Source organism: Actinokineospora bangkokensis, from assembly GCF_001940455.1.
GTDB lineage: Bacteria > Actinomycetota > Actinomycetes > Mycobacteriales > Pseudonocardiaceae > Actinokineospora > Actinokineospora bangkokensis.
This window is the reverse complement of the sequence record NZ_MKQR01000007.1, coordinates 529206-553102: the sequence shown is the minus strand read 5'-3', so window position 1 is coordinate 553102 and position 23897 is coordinate 529206. Positions and strand designations below refer to the sequence as shown.

Here is a 23897-nt window from a genome sequence, read left to right as displayed (position 1 = left end):
AACATGCCTGTCAGCCCCGGGTCCACCCGATCGTGTCACTCGAACGGCCCACCGGTGTCGATCACGGGCGGTAAGGTCCGCACGCGAGCCGGAACGAGGGGAGCCCGCATGGCGAGCCAGACCGTGATGTCCACGCCGATCTTCGACGAGCTGCTGCGCGAGATGCGCGCGGGGGCGGTCGAGGTGGCGACCGACCGGGGATCGGAGGACACCACGTCGACACCCGCCACGGCCGCGGCGGCGCCGCCCGCCGCGGGGCCGCCGCCCGCCCCGGCGCCCGCGCACGCCGCGCCCGCCACCGCGCAAGCCCCGGAGGCGGCGCCGACCAGCGGGCGCAGGCGCAAGCCGGAGTAGGCGGTCGCCCAGGACGGGCCCCACCACCGACTACCCGGCGGTAACATCGGGGGATGACCGAGGTGACCGAGCGCCCAGGTTCCTTCCGCTTCGACGGCCACGCGCTGTCCTACTCGGAGTTCACCGGCGCCGCGGCGCCCGGCGACCCGGCGGGCCTGGTCGTCCTGCTGCACGGGCAGCTGATGACCCGCACCATGCACCGCCCGCTGGCCAGGGCGCTGGCGGCGGCCGGGCACCGGGTGGTGACCCTCGACCTGCTCGGGCACGGCCGGTCGGACCGGCCCGCGGGCTCGTGGCGCTACTCCATGACCACCTGGGCGACCCAGGTCGTCGGCCTGCTCGACCACCTCGGCGTGCGGCGGGCGCTGATCGCGGGCACCTCGCTCGGCGCGAACGTCACCCTGGAGGTGGCCGTCGCCGCGCCGGAGCGGGTGGTGGGCATGGTGGTGGAGATGCCCGTGCTCGACAACGCCATCGTCGGCGGGCTCGCCGCCTTCGCGCCGCTGCTGGTCACCGCCCGCTTCCTGCCCCCGGTGGTCCGGGCCGTGGCGTGGGCGGCGGACCGGGTGCCGCGCGGGCACCAGTGGGTGGACACCGTGACCGAGACCCTGCACCAGGAACCGGCGGCGATGGCCTCGGTGGTGCACGGCATCTTCTTCGGCCGCATCGCCCCGCCGACCACCCTGCGCACCGCGATCGACGTGCCCGCGCTGGTCATCGGCCACCAGCGCGACCCCATCCACCCCTTCGGCGACGCGCACATGCTGGCGGGCGAGCTGCCCAGGGCGAAGTTCGTCGAGGCGCGCAGCCCGTTCGAGCTGCGGTTCGCCCCGAAGCGGCTCACGTCGGTGATCGAGCGGTTCATCGGTGAGCGCTTCGCCGCCGAGCGGGTGGCCGCCGCGCGCTGATCGGCGCGGCCCGGCTCCGGGCGAAGCGGACGCCGGGTCCTACACTGCCCGCGTGGATGGGGGTCCGGGGCTGCTGACGCCCCTGCGCGCGCCGATGTTCCGCCGCCTCGCGCTGGGGCGGGTGGCGACCTACTTCGGCAACGCGCTCGCACCCGTGGCGCTGGCCTTCGCCGTGCTCGACCTCACCGGGTCGGTGGTGGCGCTGGGCGTGGTGGTGGGGGCCCGCTCGGTCGCCAACGTCGCGCTGCTGCTGCTCGCGGGCGTGCTGGCCGACCGGCTCCCCCGCTCGGTGATCCTGCAGGGGGCCAGCGCGGCGGCCGCGCTCTCCCAGGCGCTGACCGCCGCGGCCGTGCTCGCCGGGTTCGCCTCCGTCCCGCTGCTGGTCGTGCTCAGCGTGGTCAACGGCGCGGTGTCCGCCGCGTCGCTGCCCGCCGCGTCGGCGCTGACCCCGCAGACGGTGCCCAAGGAGCAGGTGCTCCAGGCGAACGCGCTGGTGCGCATGGCGGGCAACACCGCCATGGTCGTCGGCGCCTCGCTCGGCGGGGTGCTGTCCGGCACCGCCGCGCCGGGGTGGGCGCTCGCGGGCACGGCCGTCGTCTTCGCCGCCGCGGCGGTCGGCTACGCGCGGGTCAAGGCGCCCGAGGTCGCCGCGGAGGCGCCGACCCGCCCGCTGGCCGACCTCAAGGAGGGGTGGCGGGCGTTCAGCGGGCGCACCTGGCTGTGGTCGGTGGTGGTGGCGATGATGGTCGTCAACGCCGCCGAGGTCGGGGGTGTGAACGTGCTGGGCCCCTCGGTCGCGGACAACACCATCGGCCGCACCGCGTGGGGGGTGGTGCTGGGCGCGCAGACGTTGGGGGCGCTGGTGGGCGGGTTCCTCGCGAGCCGGTGGCAGCCCCGGCGGCTGCTGCTCACCGGCACCGCGCTCGTCGCCGTGGTGGGGGTGCAGCTGGCCGTGATCGCGCACCTGCCGGAGCTGGTGCCGCTGCTGGTGGTGAACTTCGGCGTCGGCCTGGCCGTCGAGCAGTTCGTCATCGCCTGGGACGTGTCGCTGCAGGAGAACGTGCCGCCCGACCAGCTGGCCCGCGTGTACTCCTACGACGCGGTGGGCTCGTTCGCCGCGATCCCGCTCGGGGAGGTGGCGGTGGGGCCGCTCGCCACCGCGTTCGGCACCGCGGCCACCCTGACCGGGTTGGCGGTGCTGGCCGTGGTCGCCGTGGGTGCCGTGGTGGGCACGCCGAGCGTCCGCGGCCTGGTGCGCGCCACGGGCTGAGCCGTTCCACCCCGGACTGTCGGGGGGCAGGCGCAGAATGTCGGTGTGGACGGAGCGAACCAGGGGAACTACCGGCACGTCTCGGCGGCGCCGACGCTGCCGGGCGGCGCGCACGCGGGCGCGGCCGCGGACGCGGGCGAGTTCGACGTGGCCGCGCTCTACTCCGGCCCGCTGACCGAGGACCCGGCCGCCGCGGCGGCGGTGCCGCTGGACGAGAAGCTGCGCCAGGCCTACTTCTGGATCGTCAACCACGCGATCATCAGCCCGCACTACGACGTCGAGTTCTCCGACGGGCCCTCCCCCGGCGTGGTGCTCGGCGACAGCAAGGCGCGGCTGACCCTGCCCAGCGGGCAGTCCTACTCCAGCTTCGTGCTCATCCCGCTGCTCACCTTCGCCGTGCGGCGCCGCTGCCTGCTGGTGGGCGGGCCGGGGCGCGGCAAGACGGCCAGCGCGGTGCTCATGGGGGTGCTGGCCGGGTACCCGCTGCGCGAGGTGCGCCGGGCCATGCAGCACGGGCACCCGCAGCTGACGATCGCGGACCTGCTCGGCACCCCGCTGCCCGCGGACCTGGTCAAGGCCGAGCGGATCACCGACATCGACATCGCCTGGCGGTCCTGGCTGCCCATGCGGGTCAAGATCGTCGACGAGTACAACCGCATCCCGACCCGCACCCAGTCCGCGCTGCTGACGCTGATGTCCGACGGGTACGCCGAGGTGTTCGACCAGGTCTACGAGGCCGCCGACGCCGCCTGGTACCTCACCGCCAACGACGACGCGGGCGGCGGCACCTACCAGGTGATCGAGGCGCTGCGCGACCGCATCGACGTGGTGGTGCACGCGCTCCAGTTCAACAGCCGGTTCCTGGGCGAGCTGGTGCAGCGGATCGAGCGGCGGCTGCGCCCGGAGGAGGTGGTGCCGCCGGAGATCGTGTTCAGCGCCGCCGAGCACGACCGGGTGCAGGCGGAGATCCTGCGGGTGCCGCTGCCGCCTCCGGTGCTGCGCAGGCTGGAGTTCTTCTCCGCCCAGTTCGAGCTGCTGGAGCAGGCGGGCGAGCAGTTCGAGTACCGCACGAAGGACACCGCCCGCCTCGCCGGGGTCGACCCGCACCTGCTCTCGGTCACCGAGACCGGCCGCGACCGGGTGGCCGACCTGGGCGCGCAGACGCTCAACGGGTTGTCGGTGCGCGCGTTGCAGAGCGTCATCGCCTACGCCAAGGCGCTGGCCTACTTCCGCGACCGGGAGGAGGTCGGGCTCGACGACCTGCGCGCGGTGCTGCCGTTCGTGCTGCACGACAAGCTCGTGCCCGACGACCAGGCCCCGTCGTTCGACGAGGCGGCGAACCGGGCCCACCGCACCGACCGGGTCAGCTGGCTGCGGTCGCTGTTCGACCGGGCCTGCGCCGAGTACGACCGGCTCGACCTCGACGTCGACGACCCGGTGGGGGTGCTGCTGGCGGAGTTCGACCGCGGCCTCGACGGGGTGGGCGAGGCGGAGGTGACCGCCCGGTTGAGCCGGATCGAGTCGCTGCTGGCGGAGTGGGCGCGCGGGCGCAAGCTGCACGGGCACGTCTACGACGACGCGCTGGCGCTGAAGTACCTGCACCAGCGGTACGTGAACTACCGGGCGTGGCTGCGGTGGCGCCCGTGACGCCGTTCCAGCTGGCGCTGTCGAAGGGCCGCGACCGGTACAACACCCGCTTCGCCCTGGCCCGCTACCGCTCCCGCGACCTGTCCGCCGCGGACTTCCTGGCGCACCTGCGCGACCGGGTGGGCCCGGTGGTGGACGCGGCCGGGGTGGACGCCGACCCGGTGCCGCTGACCGACGCGCTGGTCGAGCTGTCGCTGCGGTTGGCCGAGCGCGGGTGGTTGGCCGAGGGCACGCCGACCGCGCTGGCGTTCGCCGCGCTGCCCTCGGTGGCCCGCGCCGCCGGGGCGGCCCCGGACCGGGTGCCCGCCGCGCTGCTGACCGCCGCCCGGCACGTGGCCGCGGCGCCGGTGGGCGACGTGGCCGGGTGGTTGGCGGCGGTCGCGGAGGTCGCGGCGGTGGTGCCGCCCGCCGAGGTGGACCTGCTGCTGGGCGCGGCGGCGGTGGCCGCGTGGCGGCACGGGGTGGCGCTGCTGCGCCGCTCGGCCGTGGACACCATGCGCGCGCTGCCCACCGAGGTCCTGGTGCGGGCGCTGGGCTCGCCGGTGTCGGCGGACGGCGTGGACCGGATGGCGGCCGACCCGTGGGCGGCACCGGTGGGCGGTGAGCCGGGGCTGCTGCTGCGCGGGCGGGTCGGGGCGTTCACCGGGTTCGGCGGGCAGTTCCCGCGGCCGCCGGTGGTGCGCGCCGTGGGCGGGCGCTGGTACGCCGAGTCCGCGGGGGCGGCGTGGGAGGTCGCCGCCGACCGGTACGGGTGGGACCTGCGGCAGGTGGCCGCGGTGCCGGAGCCCGACGGCACAGCGGTGCCGCCGGTGTCGCCGGTGCGGTTGGGCGCGGCGGGCGAGGTGACCGACGGTCGCGGCGGGGTGCTGCGGCTGCCGGAGCTGGCGGACGCGACGAGCGTGGCGGGTGTCGGCGACACCCTGGCCATCACCACCCGCTACTCGCACCGGATCGTGTTCGTGGGCAGGTCGTCGTGAGCTTCCGGACGGCCGAGCTGGCCCAGCGCTGGCAGCAGCAGTGGCCCGAGGCGCTGCGGGCGTGGGGCCGGTTCACCCGGGTGCACCCGCCGCTGCTGTGCGCGTCCACCGGGCGGGCTCGCCGGGAGGGGTTGCACGGCAGCTTCGCGATGTTCCGGCTGTCCGACCGGACGGTGGTGCTCGACCTCACGGCGGCGGTGGAGCTGGGGTTGGCCGAGCACGGGGTGGAGGTGATGGCGCACGAGGTGGGCCACCACGTGCTCTGCCCCGCCGACCTGGCCGACAGCGCCCGCCTGCTGGCCAGGGTCCGGCGCGGGCTGCCCGGGTTGGAGCGGCACGCCGCCGTGGTCGCCAACCTCTACGCCGACCTGCTGATCAACGACCGGTTGCAGCGCAGCCGCGGCCTGGACATGGCCGGGGTGTACCAGCGGATGCGCGGCCCCAAGGGCGACAACCCGCTGTGGGCGTTCTACATGCGCACCTACGAGCTGCTGTGGGCGCTGCCGCGCGGCACGCTCACCGACGGGGTGGACGAGGACACCGACGCCGACGCGTCGCTGGCCGCACGGGTGGCCAGGGTGTACGCGCACGACTGGCTCGCCGGGGCGGGCGGGTTCGCCATGCTCTGCTACCGGTACCTGGCCGAGCTGGCCGAGCGCGACGTGACCCGGCTGCTGGCCCGCACGTGCGAGCCCGGGGTGCACGCGGGCGACGACGTCCCCGGGCTCTCCGCCGACGACGACGGCCCGCTGGTGCACCCGCTGCACGACCCGAGCGTGAACGACTTCGCCCCCGAGCAGGACGGGGAACCGGAGGAGGCCGAGGGGCAGGCGCCCGCGGGCGGGCAGCACCGGGAGCCGTTCGAGTACGGGCAGATCCTGCGGCAGCTGGGGTTCGACCTGTCCGATGAGGACATCTCCGCCCGCTACTACCGCGAGCGCGCCGCCCCGCACCTGGTGCCGTTCCCGGTGCGCCCGCGCCCGGCGCCGAGCGAACCGCTGCCCGAGGGCCTGGAACCCTGGGACGTCGGCGAGCCGCTGGAGCAGGTCGACTGGTTGGCCTCCACGCTGCGCTCGCCGCTGGTGGTGCCCGGGCTGACCACGGTGCAGCGGCACTTCGGGGTCACCGAGTCCGGCGGCGGGGACCCGGAACCGGTCGACCTGGACATCTACGTCGACTCCTCGGGGTCGATGCCCAACCCGCGCAAGCAGGTGTCCTACCTGACCCTGGCCGGGGCGGTGCTGGCCCTGTCGGCGCTGCGGGTGGGCGCGCGGGTGCAGGCCACGCTGTGGAGCGGCACCCGGCAGGTGCTGGTCACCGACGGGTTCGTCCGCGACGAGACCGCCGTGCTGCGGGTGCTCACCGGGTTCTTCGGCGGGGCCACCGCGTTCCCGCTGCCGACCCTGCGCGACACCTACGCCCGGCCCCGGCGCACCACGCACATCGTGGTGATCTCCGACGACGGCGTCGACACGATGTTCCAGCACGCCGACGAGCAGGGGCGACCCGGCTCGGACATCGCCGCCGCCGCGCTGGCCGCCGCGGGCGGCGGCGGGACGCTGCTGCTCAACCTGTGGAGCGAGCACCGGCTGGCGGCGCTGGAGGCGATGGCGCCGGGCTGGGACGTGCACCGGGTCACCGACTGGGCGCAGCTGGTGGACTTCGCCGCGGCCTTCAGCCGCAGGACCTACGACCGGAGCCGCGCATGACCGCCGTCACCGACCTCACCCGCAGGCTGGCCGACACCCCGCCGGTGTTCCTCGACGAGACCGCCGCGTCGGTGCCCGCGGTGGTCTCCGACGTGCTCACCGGCCTGGGCGGGCCGCCGCTGACGGCGCTGCAGGCGCGGGCGTTCGAGCTGGGCGAGCCGAACTGGCGGCGGCTGGTGCTGGTGACCAGCTGGCTGGCCGCCGGGCTCGCGCCCACGCCGACCGCCGCCGGGGAGCTGCACCACCTGCTCGTGCACCCGCTGGTGGAGCTGGCCGGGGTCGTCGCGGCCGAGCGGTTCACCGCCGACGCCGACCGGCGCGAGGAGCTGGCCAGGCTGGTGCTGCACGCCCTCGGCGTGGTGCCCGAGGGCGAGACCGCCGCCCAGGCCGAGGACCGGTTGTCCACCGTGGACAGCCTGCGGCGCAGGCGGCTGCTGGCCGAGGCGGCGCGGGCCGAGGAGCGGGCGGCGGCGATCCGCAAGGCCATGGCCGACAAGCGCGCCCAGGAGGCCGCCGCCCGCTACAGCCAGGTGTGACGATGACCGACGCCCGCGCCTACCCGGTGCCCGACTACGTGCCGATGGGGTCCACGGCGCTCACCGACGCCGAGCGGTGGCCGCTGCTGACCCCGGCCGCGGCGGCGAACCTCGACCGGCTGCGCACCCACCCGCACGCCCCGCCCTACAACCACGCCTGCGGCGACCGGCTCACCGCCGACGCCCTGGGCAGGCTCCGCGGGCGCACCGCCGACCACCACGGGTGGGCGCCCGGGGTGGAGCCGCCGTGGGTGGCCGAGCTGGTGGACCGGGTGTACCGCACCGTCCCCGCCTACCGGCGGCTGCCGCGGCCGCGCTCGCTGGCGGGCGTGCCCCCGCTGACCCGGCACGACCTGCTCCTGTCCGCCGAGCAGCACGTGCCCGACGACGCCGACATCTCCGGGATGATCGTCTACCGCACCTCCGGGTCCCGGGGACCGGCGGCGACCGTGCCGATGACCCCGGAGTTCTGCGCGCTGGACCTGCCGGTGATCGAGCACGTGCTGGCCACCGCCGGGCTGCGGGTCGCGGGCGGCCCGGCGCGGGTGTCGCTGGTGAACACCTACCACCAGCCCGTCGCCTACCAGTTCGCGTCGGTGTCGTCCTACTGGGACGGCGCCGGGGTGGTGAAGGTCAACACGCACCCGTCCGGCTGGCGCTCCCCCGGCGACTGCCGCGCCTTCCTCGACGACCTGGACCCCGAGCTGTACACGGGCAACCCGATCTCCCTCGCCGCGCTGGCCCGGGTGGGGCTGACCAGCCGCCCGCTGGCGGTGCTGTCCGGGGCGATGACCCTCGACGACGCGGCCGCCGCGCGGCTGTCCCGCGCGCTGGGCGCACCGGTGTTCGACCTGTACGGGATCACCGAGGCGGGGCTGCTGGCCTGGCGCACGGGCGACTGCTTCACCGTCGCGCCCCGGCAGCTGTACCTGGAGGTGCTGGACCCGGCGGGGCGGCCGTGCCCACCCGGGGTCGTCGGGGAGGTCGCGGTGACGTGCGGGGAGAACGCGCTGCTGCCGCTGCTGCGCTACCGCACCGGCGACCACGCGGCGCTGTCCTGGCGCGGCGGGGTGCCGGTGCTGCTGGACTTCCACGGCCGCGACCCGGTGGTGTTCCGGTCCCGGGCGGGCGCGGTGGTCAACTCGATCGAGCTGACGCACGTGCTGTCCCCGCTGGGCATGGTCGCCTACCAGCTGCACCAGCACGCCGACGGCGCCGTCGACGTGCGCGTGCACTCCCCCGGGCCCGGTGCCGGGCCGGTCACCGACGCCGTGCGCTCCCTGCTCGGCGACGTCCCGGTGCGGGTGGCGGCGGTCGACCTCTCCGGCGAGGGCAAGCCGCAGCGCTACACCAGCGACCAGCGCTGACCGCGGGCGCGTTCACCCACCGGGAAACCGCGTGCCCGGGCCAGCGGGTGTGGGCACACTGCGGCCCGTGGACCCGATCCTGCTGCTGCACCCGTTCCCGCTCGACGCCCGCGTGTGGGACCCCCTCCGCGCGCGCTTGTCCGCCGAGGCCCAGCTGGTCGACCCGCACCTGCCCGGGTGGGGCGGCACCGCCCTGCCGGACGCGGACCCGTCGCTGGACGCGGTGGCCGAGCACGTCCTGCGCGTGCTGGACGGGCGCGGGCTGGACCGGGTGACCGCGGTCGGGGCGGCGCTGGGCGGGTTCGTGCTGATGGCCCTGCTGCGCCGCGCCCCCGAGCGGGTGGCCGCAGCGGTGTTCACCGGCACCCAGGCCATCGCGGACCCGGACAGGGCGCTGGCGACCCGGGCCATGGTCATCCGCCGGGCCACCGAGGAGGGCACCGGCTGGTTGGCCGACTTCATGCTCCCGCAGCTGCTCACCGCCGAGGACCCGGCGCTGCGCCGGGTCATCGACGAGCAGTCGCCGCGCACCGTCGCCTGGTACGCCGCGGCGATGGCCGCGCGACCCGACTCCCGCCCGCTGCTGCGCGCCCTCGACCTCGACGCCCTGGTGGTGCACGGCGCCGAGGACCCGATCATGGGCGCGCCCGTGGCCGAGGAGCTGGCCGAGCTCACCGGCGCGCCGCTGCACTTCGTCGAGGGCGCGGCCCACCTGCCCGCCTACGAGCAGCCGGACCGCTTCCTCGACGTCGTCCTGCCCTGGCTGAGGGCCCGGCCCGCGGCCGCTACTTGATCCCCGCCGCGTCCATCCCGCGCAGCTCGCGCTTGAGGTCGTGGATCTCGTCGCGCAGCCGCCCCGCCAGCTCGAACTGCAGGTCGCGGGCGGCGGCCATCATCTGGTCGGTGAGGTTCTGCACCAGGTCGGCCAGCTCGGCCCGGGGCATGGACTTGACGTCGCGCTCCTGGGTGACCACACCGGACGAGCGGGCCGCGCCCTTCTCCCCGGTCGCCCGCTTGCCCCGGGAGGTGTTGCGGCCGGACCCGCCGACCGGCACCGCCTCCTCGGAGTCCTCGGCCTCGGTGTAGACGCGGTCGAGGATGTCGGCGATCTTCTTGCGCAGCGGCTGCGGGTCGATGCCGTGCTCGGTGTTGTAGGCGATCTGCTTCTCGCGGCGCCGGTTGGTCTCGTCGATGGCGTGGCGCATCGAGTCGGTGACCTTGTCGGCGTACATGTGCACCTGGCCGGAGACGTTGCGCGCCGCGCGGCCGATGGTCTGGATCAGCGAGGTGCCGCTGCGCAGGAAGCCCTCCTTGTCCGCGTCGAGGATCGCCACCAGCGACACCTCGGGCAGGTCCAGGCCCTCGCGCAGCAGGTTGATGCCGATGAGCACGTCGTACTCGCCCAGCCGCAGCTGGCGCAGCAGCTCCACCCGGCGCAGCGTGTCGACCTCGGAGTGCAGGTAGCGCACCCGGATGCCCAGCTCCAGCAGGTAGTCGGTGAGGTCCTCGGCCATCTTCTTCGTCAGCGTGGTGACCAGCACCCGCTCGTCGCGCTCGGCGCGCTCGCGGATCTCGTGCACCAGGTCGTCGATCTGGCCCTCGGTGGGCTTGACCACGACCTCCGGGTCGATCAGACCGGTGGGGCGGATGACCTGCTCGACGAACTCCCCGCCCGCCTGGCCCATCTCGTACGGGCCGGGGGTGGCCGACAGGTACACCGTCTGGCCGATCCGCTCGGCGAACTCCTCCCAGGTCAGCGGCCGGTTGTCAGTGGCGCTGGGGAGCCGGAAGCCGAAGTCGACCAGGTTGCGCTTGCGGGACATGTCGCCCTCGTACATGCCGCCGATCTGCGGCACCGTGACGTGCGACTCGTCGATGACCAGCAGGAAGTCGTCCGGGAAGTAGTCGATCAGCGTGGCCGGGGCGGTGCCCGCGGCGCGGCCGTCGATGTGCCGGGAGTAGTTCTCGATGCCCGAGCAGAACCCGACCTGGCGCATCATCTCGATGTCGTAGCTGGTGCGCATGCGCAGCCGCTGGGCCTCCAGCAGCTTGCCGCGCGACTCCAGCTCGGCCAGCCGCTGCTCCAGCTCGGCCTCGATGTCGCGGATCGCCCGCTCCATCCGCTCCGGGCCCGCGACGTAGTGGGTGGCCGGGAAGATCCGCAGCTCGTCGCACTCGCGGACGATGTCGCCGGTCAGCGGGTGCAGGTAGTAGAGCTTGTCCACCTCGTCGCCGAAGAACTCGACGCGGATGGCCAGCTCCTCGTAGGCGGGGATGATCTCCACGGTGTCCCCGCGGACCCGGAAGGTGCCGCGGTTGAACGCCACGTCGTTGCGCGAGTACTGCACGTCGACCAGGGCGCGCAGGAACGCGTCCCGCTCGACCTCCCCGCCCACCTTGAGCCCGATCGACCGGTCGAGGTAGGACTGCGGGGTGCCCAGGCCGTAGATGCACGACACCGACGCCACCACGATCACGTCGCGGCGGGAGAGCAGGCTCATCGTGGCCGAGTGGCGCAGCCGCTCGACGTCGTCGTTGATCGACGAGTCCTTCTCGATGTAGGTGTCGGTCTGCGCGATGTAGGCCTCGGGCTGGTAGTAGTCGTAGTAGGAGACGAAGTACTCGACGGCGTTGTGCGGGAAGAACTCGCGCAGCTCGTTGGCCAGCTGCGCGGCCAGCGTCTTGTTCGGCGCCATCACCAGGGTGGGCCGCTGGAGCTTCTCCACCAGCCACGCGGTCGTGGCGGACTTGCCGGTGCCGGTCGCGCCGAGCAGCACCACGTCCTGCTCGCCCGCGCGGATCCGGCGCTCCAGCTCGGCGATGGCCGCGGGCTGGTCGCCGGAGGGCTGGTACTCCGAGACCATGCGGAACTTGCCGTCGGCGCGCGGGATGTCGCTGACAGGCCGGTACTCGGACTGTGCGAGGACTGGGTACTCGGTCGCGAAAGCCACGCCACGAGGCTACGCCGGACCCCCGACAGAAACCGCGCGAGCGGGTCAGCCGCAGTCGCAGCAGCACCCGTCGCAGCAGCAGTCGCAGTTGCAGTCGCAGTCGCACCCGCTGCAGTCGCAGTTGTGGCACCAGCCCTGCTTGGGCTCCCCGGTCCACGGGTCGTGGTACGGGTCGGCGCAGCAGTACTGGCAGGTGCAGCACAGGAAGGTGGCCGCGGCGCAGCCGCCCGCCCACCCGCGCTGCTTGCCCCAGCCCGGCCCCTCGTCCTTGGGCCGCCGGGGCCCGCCGGGCCCCTCGGGGCGCGGCGGCTGCCACCCCGGCGGCGGCGCCTGCGGGGCCTGCCACCCGGGCGGGGGCCCCTGGGGGCCCCGCGGGCCGGTGGCCTCGACGTGGCCGAAGGTGCGCCGCACGGCCGCGCCCAGCTCGTGCGCCAGCAGGGCGTGCACCAGGCCGTCGTCGTCGAACTCGGCCTCCTTGAGCGCGAGCCGCACCCCCAGCACGGCGTCGTCGCACAGCCGCCGGGCCTCGGCGCGGGTGGTGCCGGTGGCCGTCAGCGGGTTCCACGCGCCCGCCGCCCGGTCGGCGTCCTGGTCCTCCACGGCGTCGAGCAGGTGGGCGACCCGGCCGAAGAGCCTGCCCGCCTCGCGCAGCGGCGCCTCGTTGCCGCGGCGGCCGGTGATGAGCGCGGTGTGGGCGAACGCGGCGGCCGTGGCGGTCTCGGCCGGTTCGGTGGCCAGCAGCACCGACGAGCCGGTGACCAGCGCGGACTCCACCTCGCCCTGCCTGCCGACGGCGTCGAGCAGCACCGCGGTGGCGAAGCCGACCCGCTCGCCGGTGCGCTCGCCCTGCACCGCCCAGCGCGCGGCGACCCGGCGGGCGACCCCGGCGACCGGGCGGCGGCCGAAGGCGCCGTCGCGGTCGTCGACGTGGTCGCGCACCTTGGCCGAGGCCAGCACCAGCGACACCGCGGCGGCCAGCTTCGCCCCGTCACCGCGGGCGACGGTGGCCGCGCGCATGCCGCGCAGCGGGCACGGCCCGGCGAGCCTGCGCCCGCCGACCGCGGGCGACTGGGCCTCGACCAGCGCGGAGATGACCAGGCCGTCGTAGTTGGTCGCGGTCCTGGCCAGCTGCCCGTTCTCGTCGCGCAGCGCCAGGCAGAGCCCGCACAGGTGCGCCATCCAGGAGGTGCGCAGGGTCGGCGAGAGCCGGTGCCTGCAGGGGCGCAGGATTCCGAACAACGAGGTCCTCCAGCGGGCGGGATCGCTACCGAACGGCGCCGGAGCTTATCCGCCATCACCCGTTCGGCGGTGGGGAATCCGCCAATTCGCATGGGCCTCGCCTCCCGGGACTGGGCACGATGGCGGTATGGCCGCCAACCACCCGGTCCCGGTGCCGATGGCCCGCCGGGACGACGTCGAGCACGAGGTGCACGCCCCCAAGGTCGAGGTGTTCGACCCGCCGTCGATGACCAACACCGACCCCAAGGGGTTCGTGCGCCGGGTCGACGAGTACCGGGAGACCCCGGCGGGGCTGTACATGGCCCGCGCGGTCGACGGCCACCGGCGCATCGCCTACTTCCGGTCGCTGCTGCTGCCCGAGCACGGCCTGCGGGTGTCGCGGTGGACCCCGCGCCGCGGCGTCGACCTCGGCCACGACTACTACCTCGACGTCGTGGACATCTCCACCGACGGCCCGGTGTGGCGCACGGTGGACCTCTACCTCGACGTGCTGGTGCGGCGCGGGCGCGACGCCAGGGTGGAGGACGCCGATGAACTGGTGGCCGCGCACCGCGCCGGGCTGCTCGATTCGTCCACCGTTCAACGAGCGATGGAACGCACATTCGCCGCCGTCGACGGTATAGCCCATTCAGGTTATGATGTGGATGCGTGGCTGGTCACGCTGAGTGCCGAACCCCCGTGGAGCGATTGACTCATTAGCGTGAAATAGCCGATGAAGTCAACAGATTGCGGCATTATCGCGGCCAATGACACACGAAAGATACAGGCGCGTACGGCATTCGTGACGTCACGAAACGATTCCGGCAGTCGCGTGCCGCTGTCGCGCGGTTACGCTCAGCCGGTGGGCATGGCCATCTCTCCCCAGCTCGTCGACATCGTCGACACGGCCACCGGGGTGCGCAGCTTCTCGTCCGGGGGTTCCCACGCGCTGCGCGTCTGCCAGGTGGAGCGCTGGGGGCTGCGCATGGAGTACACCACCCCGGACGACCCGTTCTCCGACACCGAGATCACCTGGCTGCTGCCGGAGCTCAACCTGCGGCTGACCCAGCAGAAGCCGCGCTCGCGGCACGCCAAGGGCGGCCCCAGCGAGCTGACCGCCGTGCGCGTCCTGCGCGAGGGCCGCCACTGGCGCACCACCGACCTGCTCCTGGGCCTGGCCGCCCCCGGCGGCACCACCGCCCGGATCGTGCGCTCGGAGGAGTTCGCCGCCGCCGTCGCGGGCCGCGTGCTGCGCGTGGGCGACGCCGACCTGGCGATGTGCACCGTCCACAAGACCCTTGAGGAGCTCAGCCGGGTCCGCCACGACCTGTCGTCGTGGCTCGCCCACAAGCACATCTTCGAGGTGTGGCCCCCGTACTGATCGACGGGGGCGGCGCGCGCTACCCGGCCTTCCAGTAGCCGCAGAACAGCACGTCCTCCTTCGGCACGCCCGACTTCACCCAGTGCCGCCGCAGCCCCGTCGCGAGCCCCGCCTCGCCCACGACGAAGCCGAAGAACGGCCGCGGCAGCTCCAGGGCCGTGGCCGCCGCGAGCACCGCCCGGCCCGCGACCGCGTGCGGGTCCTCGCGCACGACCCAGGTGACCGCGACGCCGGGGGGCGCCTGCACCTCCTGCTTGTCCTCCTCGTGCGGCACCTCGACCAGCGCGACACCGGTCGCCGCCGGGTCCAGTGAGGCCAGGACCCCGGCGACGGCGGGCAGGCCGGACTCGTCGGCCACGAGGGCGAAGCGGGTGGTGCCCGCGGGCGGGGTGAAGGTGATGCCCTCGTCGATGATCGCCACCTGGTCGCCGGGGGCGCAGGTCGCGGCCCAGGTGCCCGCCGGGCCATCGCCGTGGACGACGAAGTCGACGTCGAGCTCCCCGGCCGCCGGGCGGAAGGCGCGCACGGTGTAGTTGCGCAGCACCGGGCGGCTGCCCTTGGCGGTGGTGACGAACCGGAGGTAGCTGCCCAGGCTCAGCTTCTCCGGCACGTGCGCCAGCGAGTCGTCGGAGACCGGGATGAACAGCCGGAACCACTGGTCGAAGCCCATCGGGGTGAAGCGGGCGACGTCGCCCCCGCCCAGCGTCACCCGGACGAAGCCCGGGGAGAGCCGGGTGCTGCGCAGGACCTCAAGGGTCAGCGGTGCGGCGTGCTCGGGCTTGACCCGGCTGGCCTGGGTGTTCGATCGCGCCATGCCGTCATATTAGGGTAGCCTAAGCTCACGCGGTAGGTGTCCAGCCGGTCCGCGCGGCCCACTCCTCGGCGCGGTCGCGCGCGGCGCGGAACCACCCCTCCTTCAGCTCCCCGTAGGCGGGGATGGAGTCCGCCCGCCCGGCCAGCTCGCGCTTGTGCGCCGCGTACTCCCCCGCCGCGTCCGGGTTGTCGCGCAACCACGCCGGGACCAGCAGCGCGTAGCGCTGGTTGGGCGCGCCCGCCGGGCGGAGGTGCACGTTGACCCACGACCCCGGGTCGGCCGAGACGTGCGTGCGCTTGGGCAGCGGCTCGCCGCCGTCGTGGTCGGTGTCGCCGTCGAACCCGGGCAGCCGGGGGAAGCCCGCGGCCGCCAGCGGCTCGGCCAGCGCGTCGGCCGCGGCGAGGTCGGCCACGGTGACCTGCACGTCGATGACGTCCTTGGCGGCCAACCCGGGCACCGACGTCGAGCCGATGTGGTCGACCGCCAGCGCCTTGTCGCCCGCGGCCACCCGCAACCGGGACACCACCCGGGCGGCGCGCGCGGGCCAGGTCGGGTCGTAGTCGACCACCACCGGCGCGCCCCGGTCGTCGTGGCGGCCGAGCCGCACGTTGCTCTCGAAGCGCACCAGCCGGTCGGCCCACAGCTCGTCGACCGCGCGCTGCACGACGTCCGGGCTGCCGGAGTTGTCCAGCCACACGTCGGCCGCGGCGCGGCGCTGCTGCTCGGTGGCCTGGGCGGCGATGCGGTTGCGGGCGTCCTGCTCGGGCAGGCCGCGGGTGCCGACGAGCCTGCGCACGCGCTCCTCGACCGGGGCGTCGACCACGATCACCAGGTGGTAGAGGGCGCCCATCCCGTTCTCCACCAGCAGCGGCACGTCGTGCACCACCACCGCCTCGGGGGCCGCGGTCGCGATCAGCTCGCCGGTGCGGGCGGCGATGCGCGGGTGCGTGATCGAGTTCAGCGTGCGGCGGGAGGCGTCGTCGGTGAACGCGATCGCCGCGAGCGCGGGCCGGTCCAGCGCGCCGTCCGCGGTGAGGATGCCGTCGCCGAACGCCTCGACCAGCGCGCGCAGCCCGTCGCTGCCGGGCTCGACCACCTCGCGGGCGATCCTGTCGGCGTCCACGACGTGCGCGCCGTGCTCGGCGAGCCGGGTGGCGACCGTCGACTTGCCCGAGCCGATCCCGCCGGTGAGGCCTACGCGCAGCATGCGCCCATCCTCGCAGCCGTCAGCGGGCGGTGAGCACCCGGTCGACGATCGCCGCGAGCACCCGCGGCGCCTCCCCCGCCGTGACCACCGAGGGCAGCGCGGTGGCCACCACGGTGAGCTCGCCGTGCGCGACCAGCAGCGTCCGGGTGGTGGTCGCGTCGAGCAGCGTGCCCCGGTCCGGGCCCACCGCCACCTCGCTCGCGGTGGCGCTGGTGGCGTCGTCGACGGTGGCGTCCACCCTGGCCCGCGCGGCGTCGGGGTCGGTGTACTGGGCAACGGTGACGGTGAGGCCCGCCGCGGAGGGCGCCGCCCCCTGGGCGAGGGCGTAGTAGCAGTCGAGGCGCGCCGTGCGCTTGATCCCCGGCACCGGCTGCCCCTTCACCGACGCCGTGCCGGGGGGCAGGACGTGCTCGACGAGCTCGTCGAGGTCCTCGCTGGTCAGCACGTCGGCGCACGACCCGGGGAAGGCGACCGGCCCGCGCGGCGCCGCGGACGTGCTGGTCCCGAAGACGGGGATCGCGGGGGCGCTGGGCTTCCGATCGGCAGGCGCGGCACTCGCGCAGCCCGCCACGAGGAGCAGGACGCCCACGACCCAGCGCATGCCCCACCCTAACCCCGCAACAGCCGGGAGCCCCCGGACCACGAGGGTCCGGGGGCTCCCGGGGAGTGCTGTTCGGCCTAGCTGGCTAGCTCACGCACCACCGGAGAGCTTCTCGCGCAGAGCCGCGAGCTGCTCGTCGGAGGCCAGCGTGCCACCGGACTGGGCCTGCTTGTCCGACCCCGCGGAGGAGTAGGACTGGTCGCCACCGGCGGCGGCACCGGCACCCTCGGCCTCGGCGGCGGCGTCCGCCTCCGCGGCCTTGGCGATCTGCTTCATGTGCTGCTCGTAGCGGGAGTGCGCGTCGGCGTACTGGCGCTCCCACTCCTCGCGCTGCTTCTCGAAGCCTTCCTGCCACTCCTGGGTGTCCGGGTCGAAGCCCTCGGGGTAGATGTAGTTCCCCTCGGTGTCGTACTCGGCGGCCATGCCGTACTGGGTCGGGTCGAACTCGGTCTCCGTGGTGAAGCCCTCGTTCGCCTGCTTCAGCGACAGCGAGATGCGGCGGCGCTCCAGGTCGATGTCGATGACCTTGACCATGACGTCGTTGCCGACCTGCACGACCTGCTCCGGGATCTCCACGTGGCGCTCGGCCAGCTCGGAGATGTGGACCAGGCCCTCGATGCCCTCGTCCACGCGGACGAACGCACCGAACGGGACGAGCTTGGTGACCTTGCCCGGCACGATCTGGCCGATCGCGTGGGTGCGGGCGAACTGGCGCCACGGGTCTTCCTGGGTCGCCTTGAGCGAGAGCGACACGCGCTCGCGCTCCATGTCGACGTCGAGGACCTCGACGGTGACCTCCTGGCCGACCTCGACGACCTCGGAGGGGTGGTCGATGTGCTTCCAGGACAGCTCGGAGACGTGCACCAGGCCGTCGACGCCGCCGAGGTCCACGAAGGCGCCGAAGTTGACGATCGAGGACACGACGCCCTTGCGGACCTGGCCCTTCTGCAGCTGGTTGAGGAACTCGCTGCGGACCTCGGACTGGGTCTGCTCCAGCCACGCGCGGCGGGACAGGACCACGTTGTTGCGGTTCTTGTCCAGCTCGATGATCTTCGCCTCGAGCTCGCGGCCGACGTAGGGCTGCAGGTCGCGCACGCGGCGCATCTCGACCAGCGAGGCGGGCAGGAAGCCCCGGAGGCCGATGTCGAGGATGAGACCACCCTTGACGACCTCGATGACCGTGCCGCGCACCGGCTCGTCCGACTCCTTGAGCGCCTCGATCGTGCCCCACGCGCGCTCGTACTGGGCGCGCTTCTTGGACAGGATCAGGCGGCCCTCCTTGTCCTCCTTCTGGAGAACGAGGGCCTCGACCTCGTCACCGACACTGACCACGTCGGCGGGGTCGACATCGTGCTTGATCGACAACTCGCGCGAGGGGATGACGCCCTCGGTCTTGTAGCCGATGTCGAGCAGGACCTCGTCCCGGTCGACCTTGACGATCGTGCCCTCAACGATGTCGCCGTCGTTGAAGTACTTGATCGTCGCGTCGATCGCGGCGAGGAACTCCTCCTCCGTCCCGATGTCGTTGATGGCGACCTGCGGCTTGTTCGCAGTCGGGACAATGGTGGTGTCGGTGGACATTGGGTAGGTGGCTCCGGTGCGGATCGGAATGCGTCGGTTGTCAGGTCTGTCGTCGCTCGGTGGTTCACGGGTGTCGCGCAGCGGATCACTGCCGCCGACTTACACCCCACGAGCAGGACATACTCCGGACAACACACGCCACCCCAGGTTTGATTCCCGGCCTGCGCAGGCCTGGGAAGCGAGCTGGACAGCGCGACACCGCTGCACTTCGCTATGCTACTCGGTCGCCTTCGCACCGGGCAAACCCGGGTACCTCGAACGGCCGTGGTCAACGGCCTGCTGAGACCATGGCCCGGTGACGGACCCCGGAGACGCGGAGCGCGGGCACGCGGGCGGTGGCGCGCGGGTGGCCCGCCGGGACGCGGACTCGGCCGCCTCGGAGGCGGCCAACATCGCGTGGTGGGACGCCGACGCCGACGACTACCACCGCGAGCACGGCGAGTTCCTCGGCGTCAGCGACTTCATGTGGTGCCCGGAGGCGCTGCGCGAGGCCGACGCCGGGCTGCTCGGCGACGTGGCGGGCCGCGACGTGCTGGAGATCGGCTGCGGGTCGGCGCCGTGCGCGCGCTGGCTGGCCGACCGGGGCGCGCGGCCGGTCGGCATCGACCTGTCGAGCGGGATGCTGCGCTACGCGCGCGCGGCCAACGAGGCCACCGGCACGCACGTGCCGCTGGTGCGCGGCAACGCCGAGCGGCTGCCGTTCCGCTCGGCGTCGTTCGACCTGGCCTGCTCGGCCTTCGGCGCCACCCCGTTCGTGGCCGACCTGGTGGGCATGTTCGCCGAGGTCGCCAGGGTGCTGCGACCGGGCGGCACGTGGACGTTCGCGGTGACCCACCCGATGCGCTGGATGTTCCGCGACGACCCGGGCCCGGAGGGGCTGGTGGTCACCGGCTCCTACTTCGACCGCACGCCCTACGTGGAGGTCGACGCCGACGGGGTGCCCAGCTACGTCGAGCACCACCGCACCCTGGGCGACTACGTCCGCGCGCTGACCGCCACCGGGTTCACCCTGTTCGACCTGGTGGAGCCGGAGTGGCCGGAGGGCCACACCCAGGAGTGGGGCCAGTGGAGCCCGCTGCGCGGCGAGCGCTTCCCCGGCACCGCGATCTTCCGCTGCGCGCGGTGAGCGCGCCGCTGCTGGCCGCGCAGTCCGCCCGGTTCGCCGAGCTGGACCCGCTGCTGCCCGCGGCGGTGGCCCCGCCCGAGGGCGAGGGCCTGGTGGTGGCGCTGCCCGGGGGTGACCGGGTGGCCGGGGTGGTGACCCGAACCGAGCACCCGCGGGGCGCGGCGCCGACGCTGTGGGCGGCCTCGGAGGTGTGGGAGCTGCACCCGCTGCTCGGCGGGGCGCCCGGCTCCGCGATGGACGTGCTGCTGCGCCGGTGGGCCGGGGCGATGGCGCGGGTGGCGGTGGAGCAGGACTCGTCCTGCCTGGTGACCTGGCCCAGCCGGGACGTGGCGGCGTCGGCGGCGCTGCTCGCGCACGGGTTCGCGCCGCTGTCGGTGCTGGCGGTGCGGGTGCCCGCCGCGCGCGGGCCGTCGCGGCGGCACCCGGTGTCGGTGCGCCGGGCGGGTTTCGAGGACCTGGAGTTCCTGACTCGCTCCGCGATGGCGGAGCTGGAGTACTCGGCGCAGGTGGGCAGCGCGGTGGTGCGGCCCGCGGCGCCGCGGATCAAGTGGGCGTCGCTGAGCGTGCACCTGGCCCAGGGCGACCCGGTGTGGATCGCGGAGCGCGGCGGCGAACCGGTGGGGCACCTGGAGGGCTGGCAGACGGTGTCGGCGCCCGCCTCGTGGGCGGAGACGCGGGTGCCGCACGGCCGCTGGGGCTACGTCAACTGCCTGTCGGTGCTGCCCGGGTCCCGCGGGTCCGGGGTGGGCGGGGCGCTGGTGGACACCGCGCACGACGAGCTGCTCAACGGGGCCGTGGGCTCCTTCCTCTACTTCAACCCGCCCAACCCGCTCTCCCCTGTTTTCTGGGCGCGCCGCGGGTACCGCCCGCTCTGGACGCTGTGGGAGCTGCGCCCCGCGTCCGCGCTGCGCTGAGCGCCACTGTCCGGTGGATCACCCCGCCGTCGAGTTGACGGGCGTCCCCGCTCGGCGCACTATTTGAACTGACCAGTCAGTTCAAGTAGGGGGTTGCGTGATGCGCGTGCGAGCGGACCGGGTCGCGGTCACCGGGGCCCACGGGCCACTGCTGCGGGCGACCTCGCTGGAGGTCGGGCCGGGCGAGCTGGCGGTGGTGGCCGGGGACCCGCGAGCCGGGCACACGCCGTTCGCGCTGGCCGTCACCGGCCGCATCACCCCGTCCTCCGGCGAGGTCCGGCCCGCGGGCGCCGACCTGCGCGCCCGGTCCGCGCCCGTGGACTCCCCCGGTGTGAGCGAGCCGGAGGGCGCCCTGCCCACCGCCGACGTCGTGGCCGAGGAACTCGCGCTGGCGGGCCTGCGCTCCCGCAGGGCCGACGTCCGCCAGGTCCTCGACGCGCACGGCCTGGCGGCGCGGACGCGGTTCGAGGACGTCGCCCCGGCTGCCCGCACCGCGCTGCTGGCCGACCTGGCCGCCCGGCGCCCCGGCGTCGAACTGCTTGTCCTCGACACCCCCGACCGGCACACCGACGACCACCGCGACTGGTGGGACACCGCCGTGCGGCACGCCGGTTCCGGGCTTGCCGTCGTCGTGCTCTGCGGCACCGCGACCGCCCGCGCCCTGCCCGTGACCCCCGCGCGGCTCCGGTCCGTTGACCAGCCCGCTCCCCTGACCTGCACCGACACCCTGGTGGTGACCCCGTGAGCACCTTCCGACTCGTCCGCGCCGAACTGCGCCGCATCACCTCCGGCACGCTGCCCAAGCTGGCCGTGCTCGCCCTGGTGCTGGTGCCGCTGCTCTACGGCTCGCTGTACCTGTACGCCAACGCCGACCCGTACGGCAGGCTCGACCGCATCCCGGCGGCCCTGGTGGTGGCCGACACCGGCACCACCGAGGCCGACGGCACCCGCTTGGACGCGGGCCGCAAGGTCGCGGACAAGCTCCGCTCCTCCGGCGCCTTCGACTGGCACGAGGTCGCGGCCGACGAGGCCGAGGCCGGGGTGCGCGACGGCCGCTACACCTTCTCCCTGGCGCTGCCCGAGGACTTCTCCGCGGCACTGGCCTCCAGCTCCGCGTTCGCCCCGCGCCAGGGCATGATCACCGTGACCACCAACGACGCCAACAACTACCTGGTGGGCACGATCGCGGACCGGGTCGTCAGCGAGGTGCGCAAGTCGGTGGCCAGCGAGGTCGGCACCGAGGCGGCGGAGAAGTTCCTCGTCGGGTTCGGCACCATCTTCCAGCGCACCCAGGAGGCCGCCACCGGCGCCGGGCAGCTCGCCGACGGCGCCGGGCAGGCGGTCACCGGCGCGGACGCGCTGGCCTCCGGGCAGCGGCAGCTGCTCGACGGCGCCCAGCAGCTCGTCGACGGCTCCACCCGGGCCGCGACCGGCGCGGGCACCCTGTCCGAGGGCTTGGGCACGCTGCGGTCCAAGACCGCCGAGCTGCCCGCGCAGACCCAGCGGCTCGCCTCCGGCGCCCGGCAGGTGGCCGACGGCAACGAGCAGGTCGCCGCGACCGGCGAGCAGGTCGCGGGCCTGGCGCAGGGCCTGGTGGACCGGCTCGACGGCGCCGAGGGCGACATCGCCGCCCGGCTGCGCGCCGCAGGTGTGCCCGAGGCGCAGGTGCAGCAGGTGGTGACGACCCTGCGCGGGCTGCGCGCCCCGATCGACGACGCCAACGGCCGCATCCAGACGGCCACCGGGCAGCTGCGCACGCTGGCCGACGGCGCCGAGCAGGTGGCCACGGGCGCGGAGTCCCTCGCCTCCGCCACGCCCGCGCTCACCGACGGCATCTCGCAAGCCGCCAGTGGCAGCGCGGAACTCGCCAGCGGCACCACCCAGCTGCGCGACGGGGCCGTGAAACTGCGCGATGGTGAGCAAACCGCGGTCGACGGGAGCAGCCAGCTGGCCTCCGGTGCTCGCCAGTTGTCAGACGGCGCGACCAAGCTCCACGACGGACTCGCCGCGGGCCTGGGCCAGATCCCCAACCCCGACACCGGGACCCGCGACGCGACCGCCCGCACGATCGGCGACCCGGTGGCCATCCGCGCGGTCGGGGAGAACAGCGCGGGCAGCTACGGCGCGGGCCTGGCGCCGTTCTTCCTCGGCCTGGCCACCTGGATCGGCGCGTTCGTGCTGTTCCTGTTGGTGCGCCCGCTGTCCGCGCGCGCCCTGGCCGCCGGGCACTCCCCCGTGCGCACCGCGCTCGCGGGCTGGCTCGCCCCGGCGCTGCTGGGCGTGGCGCAGGTCGTGGTGATGTACGCGGTGGTCACGACGGTCATCGGCATCCACCCCGCGAACCCGTGGGGCGCACTGGGTTTCCTGGTGGTCACCACGCTGGCGTTCACCTCCGTCGTGCACGCGCTCAACGCGTTCCTCGGCCCGGTGGGCAAGTTCGCCGCGCTCGTCCTGCTCATCCTCCAGCTGATCAGCGCGGGGGGCACATTTCCGTGGCAGACGCTGCCGGATTCGTTGCTGCCGCTACACAAAGCGCTGCCCATGGGTTACGTCATCGACGGACTGCGGCATCTGCTCTACGGTGGGTCCCTGTCCGGAGTCGCCGTCGACGTGGGCGTCCTCGGGCTGTACCTGATCGGAGGACTGGTGGTCTCGACCATCGCCGCCCGCCGCCAGCGGGTCTGGACGGCCGCGCGCCTGCGCCCGGAACTCGTGCTGTGAGCCCGAGACCGACGCGCACCGGCGCCACCAAGCAGAAGCTGTTCGACGCCACGCTGCGGCTGGCGGGCAGCCGCGGCATGGTCGGCCTCACCGTCGACGAGATCGCCGCCGAGGCGGGCGTGGCCAAGGGCACCGTCTACTACAACTTCGGCAGCAAGGACGGCCTCATCGACGCCCTGCTGCGCTACGGGGTCGACCTGCTCGCCGCCCGCCTGGCCACCGCCGAGGACGCCGTGGGCCCCTGGGCCACGGTCAGCGACCTCGTCGACGGGATGCTGGCCTTCTTCGCCGAGTACCCGACGTTCGCGCAGCTGCTGGTGAGCGAGCTGTGGCGCACCCCGGGCCAGTGGCACCAGACCCTGACCCTGCTGCGCGAGCAGGTCACCAGCATCATCCGCACCCAGTTGCAGCGGCTGTCCGACGCGGGCGAGCTGCCTGCGGGCGTGCGGGTGCGGACCGCCGCGGCCTCCCTGTTCGGCACCGTGCTCGTCGTCGCCCTCGACTGGCAGGTCTTCGACCCCGACCAGACCCGCGAGGAGGTCCGCGACTCGGTCCTCACGCTGGTCCGCGGCCTGCGCGGCGAAGTCCACCCCGGCGACGACCCGCACTGACCGG

At 74.3% G+C, this 23897-nt stretch carries 22 protein-coding genes; 16 read left to right on the top strand and 6 right to left on the bottom strand.

Going from position 1 to position 23897, the window contains the following annotated elements; translation table 11 throughout:
• Positions 1 to 108: 108 nt before the first annotated feature.
• From BJP25_RS06905 to BJP25_RS06865, 9 genes are all read left to right on the top strand, one after another.
• Positions 109 to 354: a hypothetical protein gene (locus BJP25_RS06905; protein ID WP_075973901.1), complete on the top strand. Its 246-nt coding sequence runs from the start codon at positions 109 to 111 to the stop codon at positions 352 to 354.
• Between the two features lie 53 nt (positions 355 to 407).
• Entirely contained in the window at positions 408 to 1262 is an 855-nt protein-coding gene (locus BJP25_RS06900) for an alpha/beta fold hydrolase (protein ID WP_075973900.1), read from the top strand.
• A gap of 52 nt (positions 1263 to 1314) precedes the next feature.
• The gene (locus BJP25_RS06895) at positions 1315 to 2532 is read left to right on the top strand and encodes an MFS transporter (protein WP_233157935.1); all 1218 of its coding nucleotides are present in this window, start codon (positions 1315 to 1317) and stop codon (positions 2530 to 2532) included.
• Positions 2533 to 2577: 45 nt separating this feature from the next.
• The gene (locus BJP25_RS06890; protein WP_075973899.1) at positions 2578 to 4179 is read left to right on the top strand and encodes an AAA family ATPase; all 1602 of its coding nucleotides are present in this window, start codon (positions 2578 to 2580) and stop codon (positions 4177 to 4179) included.
• Positions 4176 to 5156: a hypothetical protein gene (locus BJP25_RS06885; RefSeq protein ID WP_143218913.1), complete on the top strand. Its 981-nt coding sequence runs from the start codon at positions 4176 to 4178 to the stop codon at positions 5154 to 5156. The genes BJP25_RS06890 and BJP25_RS06885 overlap by 4 nt, the downstream gene beginning before the upstream one ends.
• A complete protein-coding gene (locus tag BJP25_RS06880) occupies positions 5153 to 6865 on the top strand; it encodes a hypothetical protein (RefSeq protein WP_075973897.1) in 1713 nt (570 codons plus the stop codon). The genes BJP25_RS06885 and BJP25_RS06880 overlap by 4 nt, the downstream gene beginning before the upstream one ends.
• Complete coding sequence (locus BJP25_RS06875) at positions 6862 to 7401, top strand: hypothetical protein (RefSeq protein ID WP_075973896.1); 540 nt, start codon at positions 6862 to 6864, stop codon at positions 7399 to 7401. Before BJP25_RS06880 ends, BJP25_RS06875 begins: the two co-directional genes overlap by 4 nt.
• A 2-nt stretch (positions 7402 to 7403) precedes the next feature.
• Complete coding sequence (locus BJP25_RS33125) at positions 7404 to 8768, top strand: AMP-binding protein (RefSeq protein ID WP_075973895.1); 1365 nt, start codon at positions 7404 to 7406, stop codon at positions 8766 to 8768.
• Positions 8769 to 8835: 67 nt separating this feature from the next.
• A complete protein-coding gene (locus tag BJP25_RS06865) occupies positions 8836 to 9561 on the top strand; it encodes an alpha/beta fold hydrolase (RefSeq protein ID WP_143218912.1) in 726 nt (241 codons plus the stop codon).
• On the opposite strand, the gene uvrB is transcribed toward BJP25_RS06865, so the two are convergent.
• Both uvrB and BJP25_RS06855 read right to left on the bottom strand, forming a co-directional pair.
• On the bottom strand, positions 9554 to 11719 hold the full coding sequence (uvrB, locus tag BJP25_RS06860; protein WP_075973894.1) for an excinuclease ABC subunit UvrB: 2166 nt from the start codon (positions 11717 to 11719) through the stop codon (positions 9554 to 9556). The genes BJP25_RS06865 and uvrB overlap by 8 nt on opposite strands.
• 45 nt (positions 11720 to 11764) lie before the next feature.
• On the bottom strand, positions 11765 to 12958 hold the full coding sequence (locus BJP25_RS06855; protein WP_075973893.1) for a DUF5685 family protein: 1194 nt from the start codon (positions 12956 to 12958) through the stop codon (positions 11765 to 11767).
• A gap of 127 nt (positions 12959 to 13085) precedes the next feature.
• On the opposite strand from BJP25_RS06855, the gene BJP25_RS06850 reads away from it, so the two are divergent.
• Together BJP25_RS06850 and BJP25_RS06845 are read left to right on the top strand one after the other, a co-directional pair.
• A complete protein-coding gene (locus BJP25_RS06850) occupies positions 13086 to 13649 on the top strand; it encodes a DUF402 domain-containing protein (RefSeq protein WP_143218911.1) in 564 nt (187 codons plus the stop codon).
• Between the two features lie 156 nt (positions 13650 to 13805).
• Entirely contained in the window at positions 13806 to 14318 is a 513-nt protein-coding gene (locus BJP25_RS06845) for a DUF402 domain-containing protein (RefSeq protein WP_233157934.1), read from the top strand.
• 19 nt (positions 14319 to 14337) lie between these two features.
• Here BJP25_RS06845 and BJP25_RS06840 read toward each other — a convergent pair whose 3' ends face one another.
• The 4 genes from BJP25_RS06840 to rpsA form a co-directional block, all read right to left on the bottom strand.
• On the bottom strand, positions 14338 to 15132 hold the full coding sequence (locus BJP25_RS06840) for a siderophore-interacting protein (RefSeq protein ID WP_075973891.1): 795 nt from the start codon (positions 15130 to 15132) through the stop codon (positions 14338 to 14340).
• Between the two features lie 25 nt (positions 15133 to 15157).
• Complete coding sequence (gene coaE / locus BJP25_RS06835) at positions 15158 to 16339, bottom strand: dephospho-CoA kinase (protein ID WP_075973890.1); 1182 nt, start codon at positions 16337 to 16339, stop codon at positions 15158 to 15160.
• Positions 16340 to 16358: 19 nt separating this feature from the next.
• Positions 16359 to 16940, bottom strand: coding sequence for a hypothetical protein (locus BJP25_RS06830; RefSeq protein WP_075973889.1), 582 nt, complete (start codon positions 16938 to 16940; stop codon positions 16359 to 16361).
• Between the two features lie 90 nt (positions 16941 to 17030).
• Positions 17031 to 18521 (bottom strand): 30S ribosomal protein S1, encoded by a 1491-nt coding sequence (gene rpsA, locus BJP25_RS06825; RefSeq protein ID WP_075973888.1) that lies wholly within the window; start codon positions 18519 to 18521, stop codon positions 17031 to 17033.
• A 295-nt stretch (positions 18522 to 18816) separates the two neighbouring features.
• Between rpsA and BJP25_RS06820 the strand changes: the two genes are divergently transcribed.
• From BJP25_RS06820 to BJP25_RS06800, 5 genes are all read left to right on the top strand, one after another.
• A complete protein-coding gene (locus BJP25_RS06820) occupies positions 18817 to 19647 on the top strand; it encodes a class I SAM-dependent methyltransferase (RefSeq protein WP_075973887.1) in 831 nt (276 codons plus the stop codon).
• Complete coding sequence (locus tag BJP25_RS06815; protein ID WP_084793730.1) at positions 19644 to 20561, top strand: GNAT family N-acetyltransferase; 918 nt, start codon at positions 19644 to 19646, stop codon at positions 20559 to 20561. The genes BJP25_RS06820 and BJP25_RS06815 overlap by 4 nt, the downstream gene beginning before the upstream one ends.
• A 100-nt stretch (positions 20562 to 20661) precedes the next feature.
• The gene (locus BJP25_RS06810; protein WP_075973886.1) at positions 20662 to 21306 is read left to right on the top strand and encodes a P-loop NTPase family protein; all 645 of its coding nucleotides are present in this window, start codon (positions 20662 to 20664) and stop codon (positions 21304 to 21306) included.
• Positions 21303 to 23282: a YhgE/Pip family protein gene (locus BJP25_RS06805; protein WP_075973885.1), complete on the top strand. Its 1980-nt coding sequence runs from the start codon at positions 21303 to 21305 to the stop codon at positions 23280 to 23282. The genes BJP25_RS06810 and BJP25_RS06805 overlap by 4 nt, the downstream gene beginning before the upstream one ends.
• Positions 23279 to 23893, top strand: coding sequence for a TetR/AcrR family transcriptional regulator (locus tag BJP25_RS06800; RefSeq protein ID WP_075973884.1), 615 nt, complete (start codon positions 23279 to 23281; stop codon positions 23891 to 23893). Before BJP25_RS06805 ends, BJP25_RS06800 begins: the two co-directional genes overlap by 4 nt.
• Positions 23894 to 23897 lie beyond the last annotated feature (4 nt).

Coding starts and splice junctions, on each gene's coding strand:
- coaE (WP_075973890.1), bottom strand. CDS start 16,339: ATGCTGCGCGTAGGCCTCACCGGCGGGATCGGCTCGGGCAAGTCGACG.
- BJP25_RS06905 (WP_075973901.1), top strand. CDS start 109: ATGGCGAGCCAGACCGTGATGTCCACGCCGATCTTCGACGAGCTGCTG.
- rpsA (WP_075973888.1), bottom strand. CDS start 18,521: ATGTCCACCGACACCACCATTGTCCCGACTGCGAACAAGCCGCAGGTC.
- BJP25_RS06850 (WP_143218911.1), top strand. CDS start 13,086: ATGGCCGCCAACCACCCGGTCCCGGTGCCGATGGCCCGCCGGGACGAC.
- BJP25_RS06900 (WP_075973900.1), top strand. CDS start 408: ATGACCGAGGTGACCGAGCGCCCAGGTTCCTTCCGCTTCGACGGCCAC.
- BJP25_RS06840 (WP_075973891.1), bottom strand. CDS start 15,132: ATGGCGCGATCGAACACCCAGGCCAGCCGGGTCAAGCCCGAGCACGCC.
- BJP25_RS06845 (WP_233157934.1), top strand. CDS start 13,806: ATGGCCATCTCTCCCCAGCTCGTCGACATCGTCGACACGGCCACCGGG.
- BJP25_RS06810 (WP_075973886.1), top strand. CDS start 20,662: ATGCGCGTGCGAGCGGACCGGGTCGCGGTCACCGGGGCCCACGGGCCA.
- BJP25_RS33125 (WP_075973895.1), top strand. CDS start 7,404: ATGACCGACGCCCGCGCCTACCCGGTGCCCGACTACGTGCCGATGGGG.
- BJP25_RS06830 (WP_075973889.1), bottom strand. CDS start 16,940: ATGCGCTGGGTCGTGGGCGTCCTGCTCCTCGTGGCGGGCTGCGCGAGT.
- BJP25_RS06875 (WP_075973896.1), top strand. CDS start 6,862: ATGACCGCCGTCACCGACCTCACCCGCAGGCTGGCCGACACCCCGCCG.